This window comes from Mesorhizobium sp. USDA 4413, assembly GCF_056280365.1.
This window is the reverse complement of record NZ_JBVPRP010000001.1, coordinates 3930348-3947499: the sequence shown is the minus strand read 5'-3', so window position 1 is coordinate 3947499 and position 17152 is coordinate 3930348. Positions and strand designations below refer to the sequence as shown.

At 64.2% G+C, this 17152-nt stretch carries 18 protein-coding genes; 5 read left to right on the top strand and 13 right to left on the bottom strand.

Features of this window, described 5'->3' with window-relative positions:
- Positions 1 to 6: 6 nt before the first annotated feature.
- Genes ACVMIM_RS19205 through hmgA form a run of 3 tightly spaced genes read right to left on the bottom strand, consistent with a single transcriptional unit; the run spans position 7 to position 3228 of the window.
- Positions 7 to 1020: a fumarylacetoacetate hydrolase family protein gene (locus ACVMIM_RS19205; protein ID WP_476113907.1), complete on the bottom strand. Its 1014-nt coding sequence runs from the start codon at positions 1018 to 1020 to the stop codon at positions 7 to 9.
- On the bottom strand, positions 1017 to 1904 hold the full coding sequence (locus ACVMIM_RS19200) for an MBL fold metallo-hydrolase (protein WP_476113906.1): 888 nt from the start codon (positions 1902 to 1904) through the stop codon (positions 1017 to 1019). Before ACVMIM_RS19200 ends, ACVMIM_RS19205 begins: the two co-directional genes overlap by 4 nt.
- 10 nt (positions 1905 to 1914) lie before the next feature.
- On the bottom strand, positions 1915 to 3228 hold the full coding sequence (gene hmgA, locus ACVMIM_RS19195) for a homogentisate 1,2-dioxygenase (RefSeq protein ID WP_476113904.1): 1314 nt from the start codon (positions 3226 to 3228) through the stop codon (positions 1915 to 1917).
- A 129-nt stretch (positions 3229 to 3357) separates the two neighbouring features.
- Here hmgA and ACVMIM_RS19190 point away from each other — a divergent pair, with 129 nt between their 5' ends.
- The gene (locus tag ACVMIM_RS19190; protein ID WP_476113903.1) at positions 3358 to 3801 is read left to right on the top strand and encodes a MarR family winged helix-turn-helix transcriptional regulator; all 444 of its coding nucleotides are present in this window, start codon (positions 3358 to 3360) and stop codon (positions 3799 to 3801) included.
- Positions 3802 to 3907: 106 nt separating this feature from the next.
- Here ACVMIM_RS19190 and tdh read toward each other — a convergent pair whose 3' ends face one another.
- Genes tdh through ACVMIM_RS19175 form a run of 3 tightly spaced genes read right to left on the bottom strand, consistent with a single transcriptional unit; the run spans position 3908 to position 6646 of the window.
- Entirely contained in the window at positions 3908 to 4942 is a 1035-nt protein-coding gene (tdh, locus tag ACVMIM_RS19185; protein ID WP_476113901.1) for an L-threonine 3-dehydrogenase, read from the bottom strand.
- Between the two features lie 45 nt (positions 4943 to 4987).
- Positions 4988 to 5431 (bottom strand): SRPBCC family protein, encoded by a 444-nt coding sequence (locus tag ACVMIM_RS19180; RefSeq protein ID WP_476113899.1) that lies wholly within the window; start codon positions 5429 to 5431, stop codon positions 4988 to 4990.
- A gap of 27 nt (positions 5432 to 5458) precedes the next feature.
- Positions 5459 to 6646 carry a glycine C-acetyltransferase gene (locus tag ACVMIM_RS19175; RefSeq protein WP_476113898.1) on the bottom strand — a complete coding sequence of 396 codons (1188 nt, stop codon included), beginning with the start codon at positions 6644 to 6646 and terminating at the stop codon, positions 5459 to 5461.
- Between the two features lie 299 nt (positions 6647 to 6945).
- On the opposite strand from ACVMIM_RS19175, the gene ACVMIM_RS19170 reads away from it, so the two are divergent.
- The 3 genes from ACVMIM_RS19170 (at position 6946) to ACVMIM_RS19160 (ending at position 9955) form a co-directional block, all read left to right on the top strand.
- On the top strand, positions 6946 to 9015 hold the full coding sequence (locus ACVMIM_RS19170; RefSeq protein WP_476113897.1) for a putative bifunctional diguanylate cyclase/phosphodiesterase: 2070 nt from the start codon (positions 6946 to 6948) through the stop codon (positions 9013 to 9015).
- 210 nt (positions 9016 to 9225) lie between these two features.
- Positions 9226 to 9738, top strand: a complete 513-nt coding sequence (locus tag ACVMIM_RS19165) for a polysaccharide deacetylase family protein (protein ID WP_476113896.1) — start codon at positions 9226 to 9228, stop codon at positions 9736 to 9738.
- Entirely contained in the window at positions 9710 to 9955 is a 246-nt protein-coding gene (locus tag ACVMIM_RS19160; protein WP_476113895.1) for a hypothetical protein, read from the top strand. The genes ACVMIM_RS19165 and ACVMIM_RS19160 overlap by 29 nt, the downstream gene beginning before the upstream one ends.
- On the opposite strand, the gene ACVMIM_RS19155 is transcribed toward ACVMIM_RS19160, so the two are convergent.
- Positions 9946 to 10383 carry a MarR family winged helix-turn-helix transcriptional regulator gene (locus ACVMIM_RS19155; RefSeq protein ID WP_476113894.1) on the bottom strand — a complete coding sequence of 146 codons (438 nt, stop codon included), beginning with the start codon at positions 10381 to 10383 and terminating at the stop codon, positions 9946 to 9948. The genes ACVMIM_RS19160 and ACVMIM_RS19155 overlap by 10 nt on opposite strands.
- A gap of 145 nt (positions 10384 to 10528) precedes the next feature.
- Here ACVMIM_RS19155 and ACVMIM_RS19150 point away from each other — a divergent pair, with 145 nt between their 5' ends.
- Entirely contained in the window at positions 10529 to 10936 is a 408-nt protein-coding gene (locus tag ACVMIM_RS19150; RefSeq protein WP_476113893.1) for a hypothetical protein, read from the top strand.
- A gap of 118 nt (positions 10937 to 11054) precedes the next feature.
- Here the strand turns inward: ACVMIM_RS19150 and ACVMIM_RS19145 are convergent, their stop codons facing one another.
- The 6 genes from ACVMIM_RS19145 to hisD all read right to left on the bottom strand — a co-directional run bounded on the left by ACVMIM_RS19145 (position 11055) and on the right by hisD (position 17146).
- Positions 11055 to 11837 carry an ABC transporter ATP-binding protein gene (locus tag ACVMIM_RS19145; protein ID WP_476113891.1) on the bottom strand — a complete coding sequence of 261 codons (783 nt, stop codon included), beginning with the start codon at positions 11835 to 11837 and terminating at the stop codon, positions 11055 to 11057.
- A gap of 13 nt (positions 11838 to 11850) precedes the next feature.
- Positions 11851 to 12714 carry an ABC transporter permease gene (locus ACVMIM_RS19140; RefSeq protein ID WP_476113889.1) on the bottom strand — a complete coding sequence of 288 codons (864 nt, stop codon included), beginning with the start codon at positions 12712 to 12714 and terminating at the stop codon, positions 11851 to 11853.
- Positions 12715 to 12737: 23 nt separating this feature from the next.
- Entirely contained in the window at positions 12738 to 13739 is a 1002-nt protein-coding gene (locus tag ACVMIM_RS19135; protein WP_041002560.1) for an ABC transporter substrate-binding protein, read from the bottom strand.
- 284 nt (positions 13740 to 14023) lie between these two features.
- Entirely contained in the window at positions 14024 to 14755 is a 732-nt protein-coding gene (gene hutC, locus ACVMIM_RS19130; protein WP_476113888.1) for a histidine utilization repressor, read from the bottom strand.
- Positions 14756 to 14788: 33 nt separating this feature from the next.
- The gene (locus ACVMIM_RS19125; protein ID WP_476113886.1) at positions 14789 to 15811 is read right to left on the bottom strand and encodes a zinc-dependent alcohol dehydrogenase; all 1023 of its coding nucleotides are present in this window, start codon (positions 15809 to 15811) and stop codon (positions 14789 to 14791) included.
- A gap of 12 nt (positions 15812 to 15823) precedes the next feature.
- Positions 15824 to 17146, bottom strand: a complete 1323-nt coding sequence (gene hisD / locus ACVMIM_RS19120; protein WP_476113884.1) for a histidinol dehydrogenase — start codon at positions 17144 to 17146, stop codon at positions 15824 to 15826.
- Between the last annotated feature and the right edge of the window lie 6 nt (positions 17147 to 17152).

The window sequence follows — 17152 nt, the reverse complement described above, 5'->3', positions numbered from 1 at the left end:
TCTCCCTCACCCTTCGTATTTCTCGACCTTCTGCTCGATGGCGCCGAAGATCGAGTGGCCGGTTCTGTCCTTCATCTCGATGCGCACCGTGTCGCCGAAATGCAGGAAGGGCGTCTTCGGCTCGCCCGACTCGATGGTTTCGATCATGCGTTGTTCGGCCAAGCACGAATAGCCGGCGCCACCCGCCGATACCGGCTTGCCCGGCCCGCCGTCGAGCTTGTTGGAAACGGTGCCCGAGCCGATGATCGTGCCGGCGGCGAGCGGCCGCGTCTGCGCGGCGTGCACGATCAGCGCCGGAAAATCGAAGGTCATGTCGATGCCTGCGTTGGCTCGGCCGAACGGCTTGCCGTTGACGTCGACCAGAAGGGGAAGGTTGACCTTGCCACCGTCCCAGGCCTCGCCCAGTTCGTCGGGCGTGACCGCGACCGGCGAGAAGGCGGAAGACGGCTTCGATTGGAAGAAGCCGAAACCTTTGGCAAGCTCCGGCCCGGTGATGGCGCGCAGCGTGACGTCGTTGACCAGCATGACGAGGCGGATCCCCTCCCTCGCTGCGTCCAGCCCTGCCCCCATCGGCACGTCGTCGACGATGACGGCGACCTCGGCCTCCAGGTCGATGCCGAAGGCCTCGTCGGCCATGCGGATCGGATCGCGCGGCGCAATGAAGGAATCCGAGCCGCCCTGGTAGATCAGCGGATCGGTCCAGAAGCTCGCCGGCATCTCAGCACCGCGCGCTTTGCGCACCAGCTCGACATGATTCACATAGGCCGAGCCGTCGGCCCACTGATAGGCACGCGGCAGCGGCGAATGCGCGTCATGCTCGTGGAAGCGCGCCGAAGGCACCGCGTTGGTCTCGAGCGACTCCGCCATCGCCGCCAGATGCGGCGCAATTCGGCGCCAGTCGTCGAGCGCGGCCTGCAGCGTCGGCACCAGGAAGGAAGCGTCGGTGAACCGCGTCAGATCGCGCGAGACCACGACCAGCTTCCCGTCGCGGGTCCCGTTCTTCAGTGTGGCAAGCTTCATGCGGCTTCCTCTCCTGATGCGGCCTTTGCGCCGCTTAACCCCACAACAAGACCATCGCGGGCGATCGTCAAGTCGCCGGACCATGTTTTCCTGACGGCAGAGATCCAGTCGGCCTCGCCGACCGCGGGATCGTCGGCCGGTATGAGATGGGTGAGCACCAGCCGCCTCACGTTGGCATCACTTGCTATTCGGCCCGCCTCTTCGGCGAGGCTATGGCTGGCGAAGAGATGCTCGCGCAGCCGCGCGCCGTTGCCGGTCCGCGCGACCAGCCTTTCGACGCCCGATTCCAGCATGGCCTCATGTACGAGGATGTCGGCTCCTTTGGCAAACCCGGCTAACGGGGGAAAGAATGCAGTGTCGGAGGAAAACACCACACGCCTGCCGTCATGCTCGAAACGCAGCGCAAAGCAGTCCGTCACTGGCGGATGGTCGACACGCAGCGCCGCCACCACCAGACCATGCTCCTCCAGCACCAGCCCTTCGGCGAACTCCTCGACCGAGACCAGTGTGCGGATGTCGGGCCGGCCTTCGTCGACGATGCGTATTTCGATGTCGAACTCCAGCGCCTGGCAGAAGCACTGCCAGTAGTGGCCGGTGCCTGGCGGCCCATAGATCCTCACCGGCGACGCCAGTCCAGCGGTCCAGGCAGTGTGGATCAGTGGCCCGAGTTCGAGAACATGGTCCGAATGGAGGTGCGTGATGAAGATCAGGTCAAGCGCCTTCAGGCTTGTGCCGGCATCGACCAGGCCGCGCGTGACGCCCAGTCCGCAATCGACGACACTGGTTCGTCCACCGAGTTCCAGCAGTGTGGACGTCGGCCATGGACCGCCCGGCCGCAAAGCCGGGCCGCCCTTGGAGCCCAGAAGCACCAGCCGGCCGCTCATCGGGCGGCCCTCAAGACCAATCGCCCTCCGGCGTGCCGTTGAAACGCTTCTTCAGGTCGGCCCAGCAGTCGATATAGTTCTCCTGCAAGGTGCCGAGCTCGGCAGCATAGCGTGTCAGCATCTGGGGAAAGCGCGTCTCGAACATGAAGGCCATGGTGTTGTCGAGCTTCACCGGCTTCAGCTCCGCGCGGGTGGCTTTCTCAAAACCCGATGCGTCGGGCCCATGCGCCAGCATCTGGTTGTGCAGGCTGATGCCGCCGGGCACGAAACCTTCTTCCTTGGCGTCGTACTGGCCGTGGATCAGGCCCATGAACTCGCTCATGATGTTGCGGTGATACCAGGGCGGCCGGAATGTGTTTTCAGCCACCAGCCAGCGCGGCGGGAAGATGACGAAGTCGACATTCGCCGTACCCTCCTCGCCGCTCGGCGCCGTCAGTACGGTGAAAATCGACGGATCGGGGTGGTCGAACAGGATGGCACCAACCGGCGAAAAGGTTGCCAGATCATATTTGTAGGGCGCGTAGTTGCCATGCCACGCGACGACGTCGAGCGGCGAATGGTCGAGCTCGGTGACATGGAAGGTGCCGCACCACTTTACGATCAGCCGGCACGGCGTCTCCTTCTCTTCGAACCAGGCACAGGGCGTCTTGAAGTCGCGCGGGTTGGCGAGGCAATTGGCGCCGATCGGGCCGCGGTCGGGCATGGTGAACTTGGCGCCGTAATTCTCGCAGAGATAGCCGCGCGCCTCCTTGTTGGCGAGCTCGACCTTGAAGACGAGGCCGCGCGGCAGCACGGCGATCTCACCGGGGCGCAGCTCGATGACGCCCATCTCGGTGACGAAGCGCAGGGCGCCGACTTGCGGCACGACCAGCAATTCGCCATCGGCGTTGAAGAAATGGTCGTCGACCATCGAGCGGTTGGCGACATAGACATGCGCGGCCATGCCGGATTGACCCACCGCATCGCCGGCGGTGGTGAAGGTGCGCATGCCGGAAATGAAGTCGGTCGGCTCGCTGGGCATCGGGGTTGGATTCCACCGGTACTGGCCGAGCGCCAGCTCGTGGTCACCGATATTGGGCGCGGTCTTCCACAAAGGATAGCTGGCGCCCTTGAAGCGGCCGGTATGCTTTACGCTGGGGCGGATTCGATAAAGCCAGGAGCGCTCGTTGGTGCCGCGCGGCGCGGTGAAGGGCGAGCCCGACAGCTGCTCCGCGTAGAGGCCGTAGGCCGGCCGCTGCGGCGAGTTGCGGCCCTGCGGCAGCGAGCCGGGCAGCGTCTCGGTCTCGAAATCATTGCCGAAGCCCGGCATATAGGAAATGCCCATCCGATCCTCCCTGATCCCGGCTTGCCAACCTCTTGGACTTGGCGTGCCGGCGATGTTGACCAAACTGGTTTCATTTGTAACCATCGAAAATGTAACTATCAACGGCGCGCTGCATATGGGGAGCGCTTCATGGAATCGGATATCCTCGCGCTGGAAAGCTTCCTGCCCTATCGGCTCTATCGGTTGGCGGACACCGTCAGCCGCGAGTTCTCGCGCATCTACAAGGAGCGCCACGGCTTGACGCGGCCGGAATGGCGCACGCTTTCAGGGCTGGGCGAACGCGGCACGATGACGGCGACAGAGCTCGGGGAGCAATCGGCCATGCACAAGACCAAGGTGTCGCGCGCGGTCGCCGAACTGGAGCGGCGGCGCTGGCTGAGCCGCACACCCGACGAAAACGACCGCCGCGTCGAGCACCTGGCGCTGACCAAGGCGGGACTTGCCGCCTATCGCGAAATGGTGCCGCTGGCGAAGGCGTTTGAGAGGGAGTTGCTGGCGAGGCTGAGTGAGGAGGAACGGGCGGCTATAGCGATGGGGGTGGCGGCGCTGGAGGAGGCTTTGTCTTCTTCGTAGCGAAGGATAGGTCGGCGTCTCCGCACCAATGTGCCCTGCGAGGAATTGTCCGGCAGGACAGAGGGAGGGCACTGTCGCTTGGCGTTTCCAAGAAGCCCCTCCTGCCCTACCAATCCATCACCACCTTCCCAGAACTTCCACTCCGCATCGCATCGAAACCCGCCTGGAAGTCGTCGATGCCGATCCGATGCGTAATGAGCCCCGACACATCCAGCGGTCCCTGCACCAGCGCGATCATCTTGTACCAGGTCTCGAACATCTCGCGGCCGTAGATGCCCTTCAGATGCAGCATCTTGAAGATGACCTTGTTCCAGTCGATCTCGAAGCCGGTGGGCGCGATGCCGAGGATGGCGATCTTGCCGCCATTGTTCATGGTATCGATCATGTCGCGGAAGGCGGGTGCCGCGCCCGACATCTCCAGGCCGACGTCGAAACCTTCGGTCATGCCGAGCGCCGGCATCACGTCGCGCAGTTTCTCCTTGGACGCGTCGACGACGTGCTGGACACCGAGCTTCCTCGCAAGCTCCAGCCGCACCGGGTTGATATCGGTGATGACGACCTTTCGCGCGCCGACGCATTGTGCCACCAGCGCGCCCATGATGCCGATCGGGCCGGCGCCGGTGATCAGCACGTCCTCGCCGACCAGGTCGAAGGACAATGCAGTGTGCACGGCATTGCCCAGTGGATCGAAGATGGCGGCGATCTCGTCCGGCACGTCGTCGGGGATCGGCACGACATTGTGCTGCGGGATCGCCACATATTCGCCGAACGCGCCGGGGCGGTTGACCCCGACGCCCAGCGTGTTGCGGCAAAGATGCCCCCTGCCCGCGCGGCAGTTGCGGCAGTGGCCGCAGACGATATGGCCCTCGCCCGAGACGCGCTGGCCCACCTTGTATTCGGTGACGGCCGCGCCGTAATCGGCGACCGTGCCGACGAATTCGTGGCCGGTCACCATCGGCACCGGCACGGTTTTCTGCGCCCACTGGTCCCAATTGTAGATGTGGACGTCGGTGCCGCAAATCGCGGTCTTCCTGACCTTGATCAGCACGTCGTTGGGGCCGATCTCCGGGATCGGCACTTCTTCCATCCAGATGCCGGGCTCGGCCTTGGCCTTCACCAGCGCCTTCATCATGTTGGACATCAGACGCTCCTCAAAAATCTTGCCTGTCTTGATGGATCGGCTGCATCAGGCGGCCGCCTCCAGGATTTTCTTCAATCGCAGCAAATCTCGATCGGTCGAACGGCGGACGGCCCAGGCCATGAATGGCGCGACCAGACGTGAAAAGCCGGTTGGCGCACCGCGGTTTCTGAGCGCCATATGCGTGCGGCCTTCGCCAGCATCCCGCCATGTGTAACTCGTCTCCATCGGAAAAGGCCCTTCGGCGGTTCGCATTACAAGCCGTTCGCCCTGCACGAATTCGACAATTTCGTAGGTGTAGACAAGCCGCCGCCCGAGGAACTGGGCCACGAAGGCAATTCTCGAGCCCACCCTTGACGGCCGCGGCGTCTTCCACTCCACCGATTTGATGTTGACGTACCAGCGCGGAACATTGTCCGGATCGGCGGAGAAGGCGGCGACGTCTGCGCGCAGCCTGGAGATCTCGATACTGCTTGTCACATCGATCGCCATGGCTCGCTTCGATTTCCCGCGGTAGCGTCAAGCGATTACACCCAGCTCCCTTCCCACCGCACCGAACGCCGCGACGGCGCGATCGATATCGGCGCTGGAATGGGCAGCCGACATCTGCGTGCGGATGCGCGCCTGGCCCTTCGGCACCACCGGGAAGGAGAAGCCGATGACGTAGATGCCGCGCTTCAGCATGCGCTGCGCCATCTCCTGCGCCAAAGCCGCGTCGCCCAGCATCACCGGGATGATCGGATGATCGGCGCCGGCGAGCGTGAAGCCCAGCTTGCCCATCTCGGAGCGGAACCAGTTCGCATTAGCATATAGGCGCTGGCGCAGCGCGCCGCCATTGCGGATCAGTTCGAACACCTTGAGCGAGGCGCCGGCTATCGCCGGCATCAGCGTGTTGGAGAAGAGATAGGGCCGCGAGCGCTGGCGCAGCCAGTCGACGACCTCTCTCTTGCCCGACGTATAGCCGCCGGAGGCGCCGCCCAACGCCTTGCCCAGCGTGCCGGTGATGATGTCCACCCTGCCCTCGACGCCGCAATGCTCGGCCGAGCCGCGGCCGTTCTTGCCGACGAAGCCGACCGCATGGCTGTCGTCGACCATGACCATGGCGTCATATTTTTCGGCAAGATCGCAGACGCCCTTGAGATTGGCGATGATGCCGTCCATCGAAAACACGCCGTCGGTGGCGATCAGCCGGAAGCGGCAGTCCTTCGCCTCCTTCAGCCGCGCCTCGAGATCGGCCATGTCGTTGTTGGCGTAGCGGAAGCGCTTGGCCTTGGAGAGCCGCACACCGTCGATGATCGAGGCATGGTTCAGCGCGTCGGAGATGATTGCGTCCTCCTCGCCGAGCAGCGTTTCGAACAGGCCGCCATTGGCGTCGAAGCAGGAAGAATAAAGGATGGTGTCTTCCATGCCGAGGAAGGAGGAGATCGTCGCCTCAAGTTCCTTGTGCTCCTCCTGCGTGCCGCAGATGAAGCGCACCGAGGCCATGCCGTAGCCGTAGCGGTCGAGCGCGTGCTTCGCCGCGTCGCGCAGATGCGGGCTGTCGGCGAGGCCGAGATAGTTGTTGGCGCAGAAATTCAGCACCTTCTCGCCGCCCACTTCGATCTCGGCGGACTGCATGGAGGAAATGACGCGCTCGGACTTGTAGAGCCCGGCCGATTTCAGGCCCTGGAGCTCGCTGTCGATGTGGGAAAGGAATGCTTTGCTCATGGTTCGGCCCTGTTCGGTTCGAGGCCGGACTGTCGCGCCATGGCTGCAAAAAATCCATCGCAAAAGCGACCGCTTCGGTGGCGTCGCGAAAGCTCGATCGCAATCCTTTGCGACGGTGCGACGATAATGCGATCAAAAAGAGGTGTGCGGGAAAGGACGTGATAACCATCTTACCAGCTTTGCCGCGCCGCAGCGATCGCCGCCAGCCTCCCTTGCCGACCTGTTAACCCTTTCTGGGCAAGCGTTTTCCCGCCACGAATCCAGGGCAGGAAACCGTCGACCGGAGGGGTCAGCAAGTTATGTCGCAGCAGCCAGTGCAGAGCGTTTCGCGCAAGCTGATCCTGCTCATCAAGACCGGCTACTGGCTGGCGCTGACGATCATTGCCGCCATGGTGGTGGCTTCCTTCATTCTTCTGCAGCAGCTGATGGCGCAGCAGCAGCATAATGATGCACTGCTCGACATCGTCTCGACGCAGAAGGCGCTGTCGCAGCGCATCGTCTTCCTGGCCAGCGCCACGGGTGCTGCCTCGCGCGACAAGCAGCCGGCGCTGGTCACCGCGCTCAAGCAGGCGACTGGCGAGTTCGAGACCAACTACGACCGGCTGCTCAAGGAGACCGGCGCCGATCCGCTCTCGCCGGCGCGCAACGATCCGAAGTCGATCGAATATGTGCTGTTCAACAAGCCGTTCCACCTCGACTACTTCTCGGTCGGCCTCGTCGCCAATGGCGACAGGCTGGTCTCGTCCTTCGAGTCGCAGCTCGGCATGCAAAGCGACGGCTATAAGGGCGGCGGCGACCGCGTCGGCCTCGACGCTTCCGTCGCCAACGCCACCATGTCCGGCTATGCCGCGCTCGGCCAGCGCATCAGCGCCTTCGCCAACGAAAAGTCCAGCAGCATCCTCGAGCTGCACCGCACGCTATTCTTCGCCACCCTTGGTGTCATCGTGCTGGTGGCGCTGTTCATCTTCCGGCCGATGTCCAAAGCCATTCTGCGCAAGACGCGCGAACTGGTCGACGCGCGCAACTCGATGGCTTTCATCGCCGTGCATGACGGCCTGACGGGCCTGCACAACCGCACCTTCCTCACCGACCATTTCGACACGCTGATCAAGGGCGCGCACCGCCGCCGCGAGCGGCTGGCGGTGATCCAGTTCGATCTCGATCGTTTCAAGCAGATCAACGACACGCTTGGCCACGCCGCCGGTGACTATGTGCTGGTGGTGACGGCGCAACGCATGCGCGACTCCTGCCGGGCGTCGGACCTCTGCGCGCGGCTCGGCGGCGACGAGTTCGTCATGATGCTCAATGGCGCCGGCACCACCGAGGACATCCATGCGCTCGCCAAGCGCATCCTCGGCGAGATCAACGAGCCGATCACCTTCCAGGGCACGACCATCATGCCCGGCGCCAGCGCCGGCATCGCGGTTTATCCGGTCGACGCCGACAACGCGCAGGATCTGCTCGTCCATGCCGACCTGGCGCTCTATTCCGCCAAGAAGCTGGGCGGTGGCAACTTCTCCTTCTTCTCCGAGGAACTGCGGCGCGAACTCGACTACCGCAAGCAGCTCGAACAGGATATCCGCACGGCGATCGCCGACCGGAGCTTCGAGGTCTATTTCCAGCCGCAAGTGTCGCTGACCAGCGGCAAGATCAGCGGCATCGAGGCATTGGTGCGCTGGAAGCACGCCACGCGCGGCATGATCTCGCCCGGCGAATTCATTCCGGTCGCCGAGAAATGCGGCTTCATGCCGGATATCGGCCGCATCGTCATCAGCAAGGCGATCAACGAGGCCGCCGAATGGGACCGCGCCGGCATCGATTTCGGGCGGATCGCCGTCAATGTCTCGGGCACGGAACTGCGCGAGCCCGATTTCGACACTTTCCTGTTCGGCACGCTGGAGCGCGCGGGACTGCCGCCGCAGAGGCTGGCGCTGGAGATCGTCGAATCCGTCATCCTCGACGACGAGAAGACCGGGATCGCCGCGAAGCTTCGCCACATCCGCGCCGCGGGCGTGCATCTCGAGCTCGACGATTTCGGCACCGGCTATGCCTCGCTCAGTCACGTCAACCCGAACGAGATCGACCGGCTGAAGATCGACCGGCGCTTCGTCCAGAACATCAACGAGAACGGCGACAACACCAAGATCGTGCGCGCCATCACCGAGCTTGCCCGCGGCCTCGGCATCTCGATCGTCGCCGAAGGCGCCGAAACCGAGGCCGAGCTCGATTCTCTGATGGCGATCGGCTGCGACCAGGTGCAGGGCTATTCGATCGCCTTCCCGATGCCGCAGGACAAGGCGCGCGAATGGCTGACGGCGCGCAGCCCGAAGAAAACGAAGTTGAAAGTGCTGCAGGGCAGCCTCGCTTGAGATGCGCCGATATTCAGGTGAGGTCGGCCTGCGAATGAGGGCCTTCTGCGCTTCCGGTGCTCACGTACGTTAAGTGCGCTCCGCTCCGGTTCTCGAAAGCCATCATTCTCGACTCGACCTGACCTGAATCTCGACGCATCTCGGCACTTCCAAGCTTGACGAACTTGTCTGGGCATGGCGGCTTCCCAGGACTACAACCGGATTTCAGGGATGCGGCTTCTTGTCCTAGTACTGCTGTTCGCCGCATCGCCGGCCCTGGCCGCCGACCGCACCATATATTTGACCTTCGACGACGGTCCGCTGAACGGCACCAGCAATATCCTCGACGTGCTGCGGGCCGAGCGGGTGCCGGCGACGCTGTTCATGGTCGGCATGCATGCAGAGGCGAACGCCACCAACCGGGCGCTGCTGCAACGGGCAAAATCGATGCCGCTGGTGACGATCGGCAACCACAGCTACAGCCATGCCTACAATCACTACCGGCATTTCTACGGCGATACCGAAGGCGTGGTCGCCGACACGCTAAGGGCCAATGCCGTGCTCGGCCTGACGCCGGCCGTGCATGCGCGGCTGCCGGGACGCGATGTGTTCCGGCTGCCCAATTACTCGAAGAACGACAATTCGCTCGGGCTGGCTGAGGCCGGGCGCGAGGATCCGGATTATGAATTTGTCGCGGCGTCCGGTTTCTGGCTCTATGGCTGGGACCACGAATGGGTGCATTGAGGACAGCGGCAAGCCGGTGCAGAGCGTCGACCATCTGGTCAGCGAGATCGACCATCTGTTCGCTTACGGTCACTTCGCCAGGCCGAACAAGCTGATCCTGCTCATGCATGACGAAATGTTCCAGGACGCCTTCGACGGCAAGGCGAAACTGACGGCGTTGATCGCGGCGCTCAGGCTGCGCCATTACGCTTTCGGGGCGATAGCGGGTTACGACTGAGACGATTCGGCGTTGCGCCTAAGCGCCGCCAACACCTCGGCGAATTCCGCGAGCCGTTCATCCGGCAGACCGGCCCGGAGCCGCTTGTCGAAGGCGACCGCCGCAAGGCGCAATTTCTCGAACAATACCTCGCCGGCCTCGGTCAGCGCCACCTGATGGACCCTGCGGTTTTCCGGATCGCGGCGGCGTGTCAGCAACCCTTGCGCTTCCATGGCATTGAGGTGGTGGGTGAGCGTCGCGCCCTGGATGCCGATCATGCCCGCAAGCTCGCGCTGGTTCGCGAGTTCCTTCGATTTGACCGAAAGCAAGGTCAGCCAGACCGGCAGCGTGCCGCCGGCCTCGGCCATGGCGGCATCGAAAGCCTGCGCCACCACTTTCGAGGTGCGGGCGAGATTCATGCCGACGGGTGGGCGGTCAAACGGTGTCATGACCTGACAGTAGAGCAAGCAATGGCATGGTGGAATTCGGCTGCACGCATTGACATCTAATCGTTAGACATCTAACTTTGTCTTAACGATGACGCAGCATCATGTTGTGGCGCGCAGGCAGCGGGCGGCAGAGAGGAATGCGGTCATGCAATATGTCTACATCATCACCATCGGCCTGCATGTCATGGCCGGCGTGTTCTGGGCCGGCACGACCATCGCTGTTGCCCGCGATCCGGAGATCAAGGCGGAGCGCTTCATCCGGCCGCAACTCGGCGCCTCCGGCGTGGTTTTCCTGACCGGCATACTGCTCTGGTATTTCTTCCATGAGGGCGCGTTCGGCCCGATGGAGAAGGTGCTGGCGCTGGGCATTATGACGGCGCTGATCGCCGCCGGGGTGCAGGGCGCCCTTGTCGCCTCCTCCAGCAGACAGTTGGCCGGCGCCGATCAAGCGACGCAGACTGAGCTGCGGGCGAAAATGAACAGGGGCGAACGCATCGCGGGCGGGCTGCTGGTCATCACCGTGTTTTGCATGGCGACCGCCAAGCTGTTTTGACATCGCACGGCCGGCGAAACCGACCGGGCGCGGCGCGCAGCGGACCGAAGCGGCAGGTGGCTCTCCTTGCAAAGGTCCGTTGCGCGTCACAAGCCGGTGGACTTGAGAGAGGAACCGCCTAAGCCATTTCGGGGCGCCTGGAGGCCTCGCGAATCGCCTTGTGAACATTGCGCTGCAGGTCCATGAAAGTGGCGCTCTCCATGACCTCTTCGCGGCGCGGGCGCTCGATGTCGACGTCGAAAGTTCGCATGATGCGCCCCGGGCCGATGCCCATCACGACAATGCGGTCCGACAGATAGACGGCCTCTTCGACGTCGTGGGTGACGAAGAGCACGGTTAGCCTGTGCTCCTCCCATATCTGGGTGAGCAGCTCCTGCATCTGATGCCTGGTCAGGGCATCGAGCGCACCAAAGGGCTCGTCCATCAGCAGCATCTTGGGGCGGTAGGAAAGCGCGCGCGCAATGGCGACGCGCTGCTTCATGCCGCCCGAAAGTTCGGATGGATAGAGATTGGCCGAGTGCGGGAGCTTGACCAGGTCGAGATGCTCAAGCGCGATCCTGCGGCAGGTGGCACGGTCATGGCCGGCGGCCTTGAGGGCGAACTCGATGTTCTGCTGCGCCGTCAGCCAGGGCAGCAGCGTATAAGACTGGAAAACGACGCCGCGATCGAGACCCGGCCTCAGGATCGGCGACCCGTCGATGTCGAGATCGCCGGAGTCGAAATCCTGCAGTCCGGCGACGATCGACAGCAGCGTGCTCTTGCCGCAGCCCGACGTGCCGACCAGCGAAATGAACTCGTTGTCGGCGAGGTCGAGATTGATGTCGCGCAGCACTTCGGTGCGCCGCGCGCCGGTGCCGAAGCTCTTGTGGAGACCTTTGATCCGCAGCTTGGGGGAATTCATTGGCCTTGCCTCGTCATGAACGGCTGTCCTGACGGAACAGCACCTTGCCCAGCGCCTTCATGACCTGATCGGTGATCAGGCCAAGAATGCCGAGCAGAAGGATGTAGCCGATGATGGTGTTGGTCTGGAAATAGCGCTGTGAGACGGTGATGCGATAGCCGAGCCCGGACGTCGCCGCGACGAGTTCGGCCAGCACGAGCCAGGTCCAGGCCCAGCCTAGGCTGATGCGCAGTGTGTCCCAGATGCCCGGCAAGGCGCTGGGCACCACGATGCGCGTCAGGATCTTGCGATCCGGCAGGCCGAGCGTCCTGCCGAGACCGACGAAGTCGCCCGGCACGCGCTTGACGTTGTCCATGATCATCAGCACCTGCTGGAAGAAGGTGCCGATGAAGATGATTAGAAATTTCTGGACGTCGCTCGTCCCCGCCCACAGGATGGAGAGGGGCACGAATGCCACGACGGGCATGTAGCGGATGAAGTCCACAAGCGGCTCGATGGCAGCTTCCCAGGCCCTGAAGCTGCCGATCAGCACGCCGATCGGGATAGCCAGCGCCGAGGCGATCAGGAAGCCGACCGAAATACGGTAGATCGAGGCCTTGAGATCGGTCAGCAGCGTGCCGTCGGCCCAGAGCTTGCCGAGCTGCGTTGCCACGCTGGCGGGCGACGGCAGGAAGATCGGCTTGACCAGGTCGAGCCCCGTCGCCGCCCACCAGGCGAGGCCGAGACCGGCAAAGACGGCCACGGCGATGATCAGGAAACGGGAGCGCGCGATCGGCGCTCCGATCCCGGAGGATCGGCGGCGGCGCGTCGCCTGCCTGGCGGCAGGTCCCGTCGCCGCGCCAGGCTGGCTCGCTTTGCCGGCAGGCTCGTCGGACATCTCGGCGGCCGCCACGACCCGGCCTACTGCGCGGCCTTAACGAAGGCCGGATCGATCATCTGCTCCGGCGTCACGTCGGACTGGAGAAGCCCGGCATTCTTGGCGGCGGCCTCGACGTCGGCGAATGTCTTGGTGGAAAAATCGCCCGTCAGCGCGCCCTTGTTCTCGGCAAGCGAATAGTAGCGCACGCCGTCGAAGGCGGTGTTCAGGTCCTCGACGCTCGAGCCCACCGCCTTGGAGATGATGGCGCGGCCGCCGGGCGTGTCGGCATTGTAGTCCTTGAGCGCGGCGTCCCAGGCCTTGATCATGGCAAGCACCTGGCCGGGCCGCGACTTGATGACCTCGTCGCGCACCACCAGCACATCGCTGATCAGGCCGGGATCCTCGCCGGCGGTGAAGAGAAGCTTGACGTCCTTGTTCTGCGCCCTGGCCGTGGTGAGATAGGGCTCATAGGTGACCGCGACCGGGACGCGGCCGGCGATCAGCGCGCTGCCGGCATCCGCCGCCGGCATGGGCACCGGCTGGACGTCGGCGATCGACATGCCGTTCTTGGCCAGCGCGTATTTCAGCAGGATGTCGCTGGTCGTGCCTTCCTCGAAGGCGACCTGCTTGCCCTTGAGATCGGCGATCGAGTTGACGTCCTTGCCGGCGATCATGGCGTCAGCGGTCATCGAGACGTCGAGCAGCAACACGATCTTGACCGGCAGGCCGGCCGCAACCATGCCCATGGCGGTGTGGGTAGCGATGTTCGCCGCGTCGAGCTGGCCGCTCGCCAGGGCGGCGTTGATGTCCTTGTCCTCGGTGAAGTTGACGATCTGGACGTCCGACAGACCGCTCGCCTTGAACAGGCCCTTGGCTTCGGCGACATGCCACTGGCCGTAGCCCAGCCACGGCTCGATGCCGATCTTGAACGATCCAGCCTCGGGCGTCGCGGGAATGGCCGTATCGGCGGCGTGGGCCAGCGGGGCGAAGCCGACGGTGGCCGCCACCACGAGCGCCCGGAATTGTCCTGTGAGGTTACGCATCATCTTTGTTCCCCTTGATGATTCAGACCGCTTTTTTGAACCAAACTTCCTGTCCGGTAGAATGCGGCTTCTGCTTCTTGCGGCACTGTGCCTCGGCGTCTTACCTGCCACGTCGAGGGAAGTGAAACGATATTCAACGTCGGCGGCAATGGATGTCAAGGCTAAAATACATACATGCATATACAAGCTGGAGAGGCTGATTTCCGTGCGCTTGGCAGCATTTTGGCAACCCGATCCCTGCCCCTTCATGACCGGCGCCGGAGGCATGAACCGCCCCACCCGTCTCAGGTCTTGCGCGACGGAGAATAGCGGCTGCCGAGCGAGTAGCGGCTACCGACATAGGTGAGCTTGCTGATGGTGGCGACGACCGCGCCGGTCCAGGTCCGGCGATGCAGGAGAAGACAGCAACTGCCGATGTCGATGGCGAGGCGCCGCGCCGTCTCGGCATCGGCCGGGACAGCGGAAATGATATGCTCGACCTCGGTCACCGGCGTCTTCTGCATCAGGTAATCGTAGGTAGCCGTCTTCGAGAAATCCTGCTTGTCGTAGTCCGGTATCAGGCTCGGATTGACGAAGCGCTCTTCCAGCTGCACGGGCAGGTCGTTCTCGAAGTTGACGACAACCGAATGATAGATCGCCGCGCGCTTGGCGAATTCGAAGGACAGCGAGAGCTCCTTGGTCGGCATGATCCTTTCGAGGACGAGAACCTCGGAGCGATGCCTGTTGCCGCGCGCGACGATCTCGGCCGCGATGTTGTTGATCTCGATCAGCGTCGATTGCGGCCGGGGCGGCGCGATGAATGTCCCCACGCCCTGCAGCCGGATCAGGAAGCCGGCCGAGGTCAACTCCCGCAAGGCGCGGTGAACGGTCATCCGCGACACGCCGAGCGCCGCGACGAATTCATTTTCGGACGGCAGCTTGCGGTCCGTGCTCCACTTGCCGGTTCCGATGTTGGTCAGGATGTAGTCCTTGACCTTCTCGTAGAGGGGGCTGGCCGTATCGGGCAAAGCACTCATTTTCGAAAGTCCTTTCCTGCAAGCTGTCGGCAATCACGCGCCGGCAGGCCGCCGCATCCGGATAATGGTTTTCAAGCCGTCGCCCTGCCCCGCCAAAAGACGCTCATAAGCGGCGGGAATATCGTCCAGGCCGATCTCGCGATCGATTAGGCTGATCAGCGGCCCGGACAGCTCCGCCAGCATGCGGATGGCGTCGGGCAGTTCGTCGGCAAAGGCGTGGCATCCCAGGAGCCCGATCTCGCGTTCGACCAGCACGTTGGGGTCGATGTCGAGGCGCCCGTGGAAAATGCCGACCAGCGCGACAGTGGCGCCGGAGCCCAGAACACCCAGCAACTGGTCGAGCGCGGCGATACTGCCGGTGGCCTCGACGGCCGCAAGCAAAGGCGCATCGGCGGTCGCGGCGGCGACGGCGCCGCGGTCGAGATCGACGATGGTGGCGCCGGTCACCCGGGCGACGCGCTCGCAGCGGGCCTTGTTGCGGTCGGCGATCAGCACCCTGCCCGGGAACGTCCGCGACAAGAGCAGCGCCGCCAGGCCGCCGATGGTGCCGCAGCCAACGACAAGCACGCAACCCGCCGTCTTTGGCAGGCGCCGCACGGCATGGAGCGCCACGGCGAGCGGCTCGGCCATCGCCGCCACCCTTTCGTCGAGCGCGGCGTCGATGACATGCAGCAGACGCGCAGGCAGGAGCGCCTCTTCGGCAAAGCCGCCGTCGCAGACTTCGCCGACGAAGCCCAGCGCGGCGCACAGATGCCGCCTGCCGGCGCGGCACTGCACGCACTCTCCGCACCAGAAACGGGAATCGGCGACGACCCGATCGCCCACGGCGACCGTGTCGACCCCCGCGCCGACCGCGACCACCGTGCCGGTCAGCTCGTGGCCGGCCGTCGACGGCACGCGGCTTATCCACTGTCCGGTGCGGAAATTGTGGAGGTCAGAACCGCAGATGCCTGCGGCATCGACATTGAGTTTCACCCAGCCGGCGTCGGGAGCCCCTGGCGCGGCGATATCTTCGACGCGCAGGTCGCCGGGGCCGTGGAGTCTGGCGGCCTTCATCATGCCGGTCCGTCAGGCGCCGAGATAGCGGTCGCGGATTTCCGAGACCGCGTTCTCATGCGAGCTGAAGCCCTCATAGCGGGCGAGCCTGCGGGCATGGCCGGCAAGCTCCGGATAGGCGGTCGAGGTCACATAGCCGACCGACGAGCGCTTGAGGAAATCCGTCACCGAAAGCGGCCCGTAGGTGCGCGCCCAGCGGCTGGTCGGCAGCACCGCGTTCGGCCCGAGGACGAAATTGGCGAGCGTCACCGGCGTGTGCGGCCCCATGAGGATCTCGGCGGCCTCGGTGATGTGGCCGAGATGCGCGAACGGCTCCTTGGACAGGATCTCGAGATGCTCGGGCGCATAGTCGTTAATGAAGCGGTAGCTGTCCTCCAGCGAAGCGGTCAGCACGATGCCGCCGCGCCTGCCGGTCAGCACTGCGCGCGAAAACTCGACCCGCTGCTCGCTCATGCGGGACCAGTGCTCGGGAAGTGCTGCCAAGGCAGCGTCGGCGACCTTGCGGCTGTGCGTCACGAGATAGGCGGAGGAATCCGGTCCGTGCTCGGCCTCGATCAGAAGATCGAGCGCGGCGAGGCCGCCGTCGACACTGTCGTCGGCGAAGATGATCGCTTCCGACGGCCCGGCCGGAAGACCGGTGTCGATGATCGAGGAGAGCAGGCTTTTTGCCGCAACCACCCAGGGGCTGCCAGGCCCGACGATCTTGAGCGCGGGCTTCACCGTCTCGGTGCCATAGGCGACAGCCGCGACCGCATGCGCGCCGCCGCATTTGTAGACCGTCTCGACCCCGGCGAGCCGTGCGGCGACCAGGGTCGCGGCATCGACGGAACCGTCCGCGGTCGGCGGCGTCACGATGGCGATCCGCGGCACGCCGGCGATGACGGCCGGAACGGAGGTCATCATCGTCACCGACGGAAAGGCGCCCTTGCCGCGCGGAACGTAGAGCGCGACCGAGGCGATCGGCGTGTAGCGGTCGCCGGCATAGGCACCGGGACGGACCTCCTTGAGCCACATCGTCTCGGGACGCTGCTCCTCATGGAAATGCCTGATGTTTGCGATGCCAAACCGGATGCTGTCGATGACATCCTTGTCGACCTTGCCGAAGGCGGCGTCGAACTCCGCTTCCGAAACCTTCAGACTGCCCGCGGCCACATCGGCCTTGTCCAGATCCCTGACGAAGCGGAGCAAGGCCGCGTCGCCTTCCGTCCTGACCGCCTCGAGGATCGGGCGGACCTTCTCGGCGAAGGCCGAGAGGTCGGCCTCGGCGCGCTTCAGCAGGCTCGCCCGCCGTTCGGCGCTGGCGGAAGAGAGGTCGTGGAAGCTGATCTCGGACATCGCTGC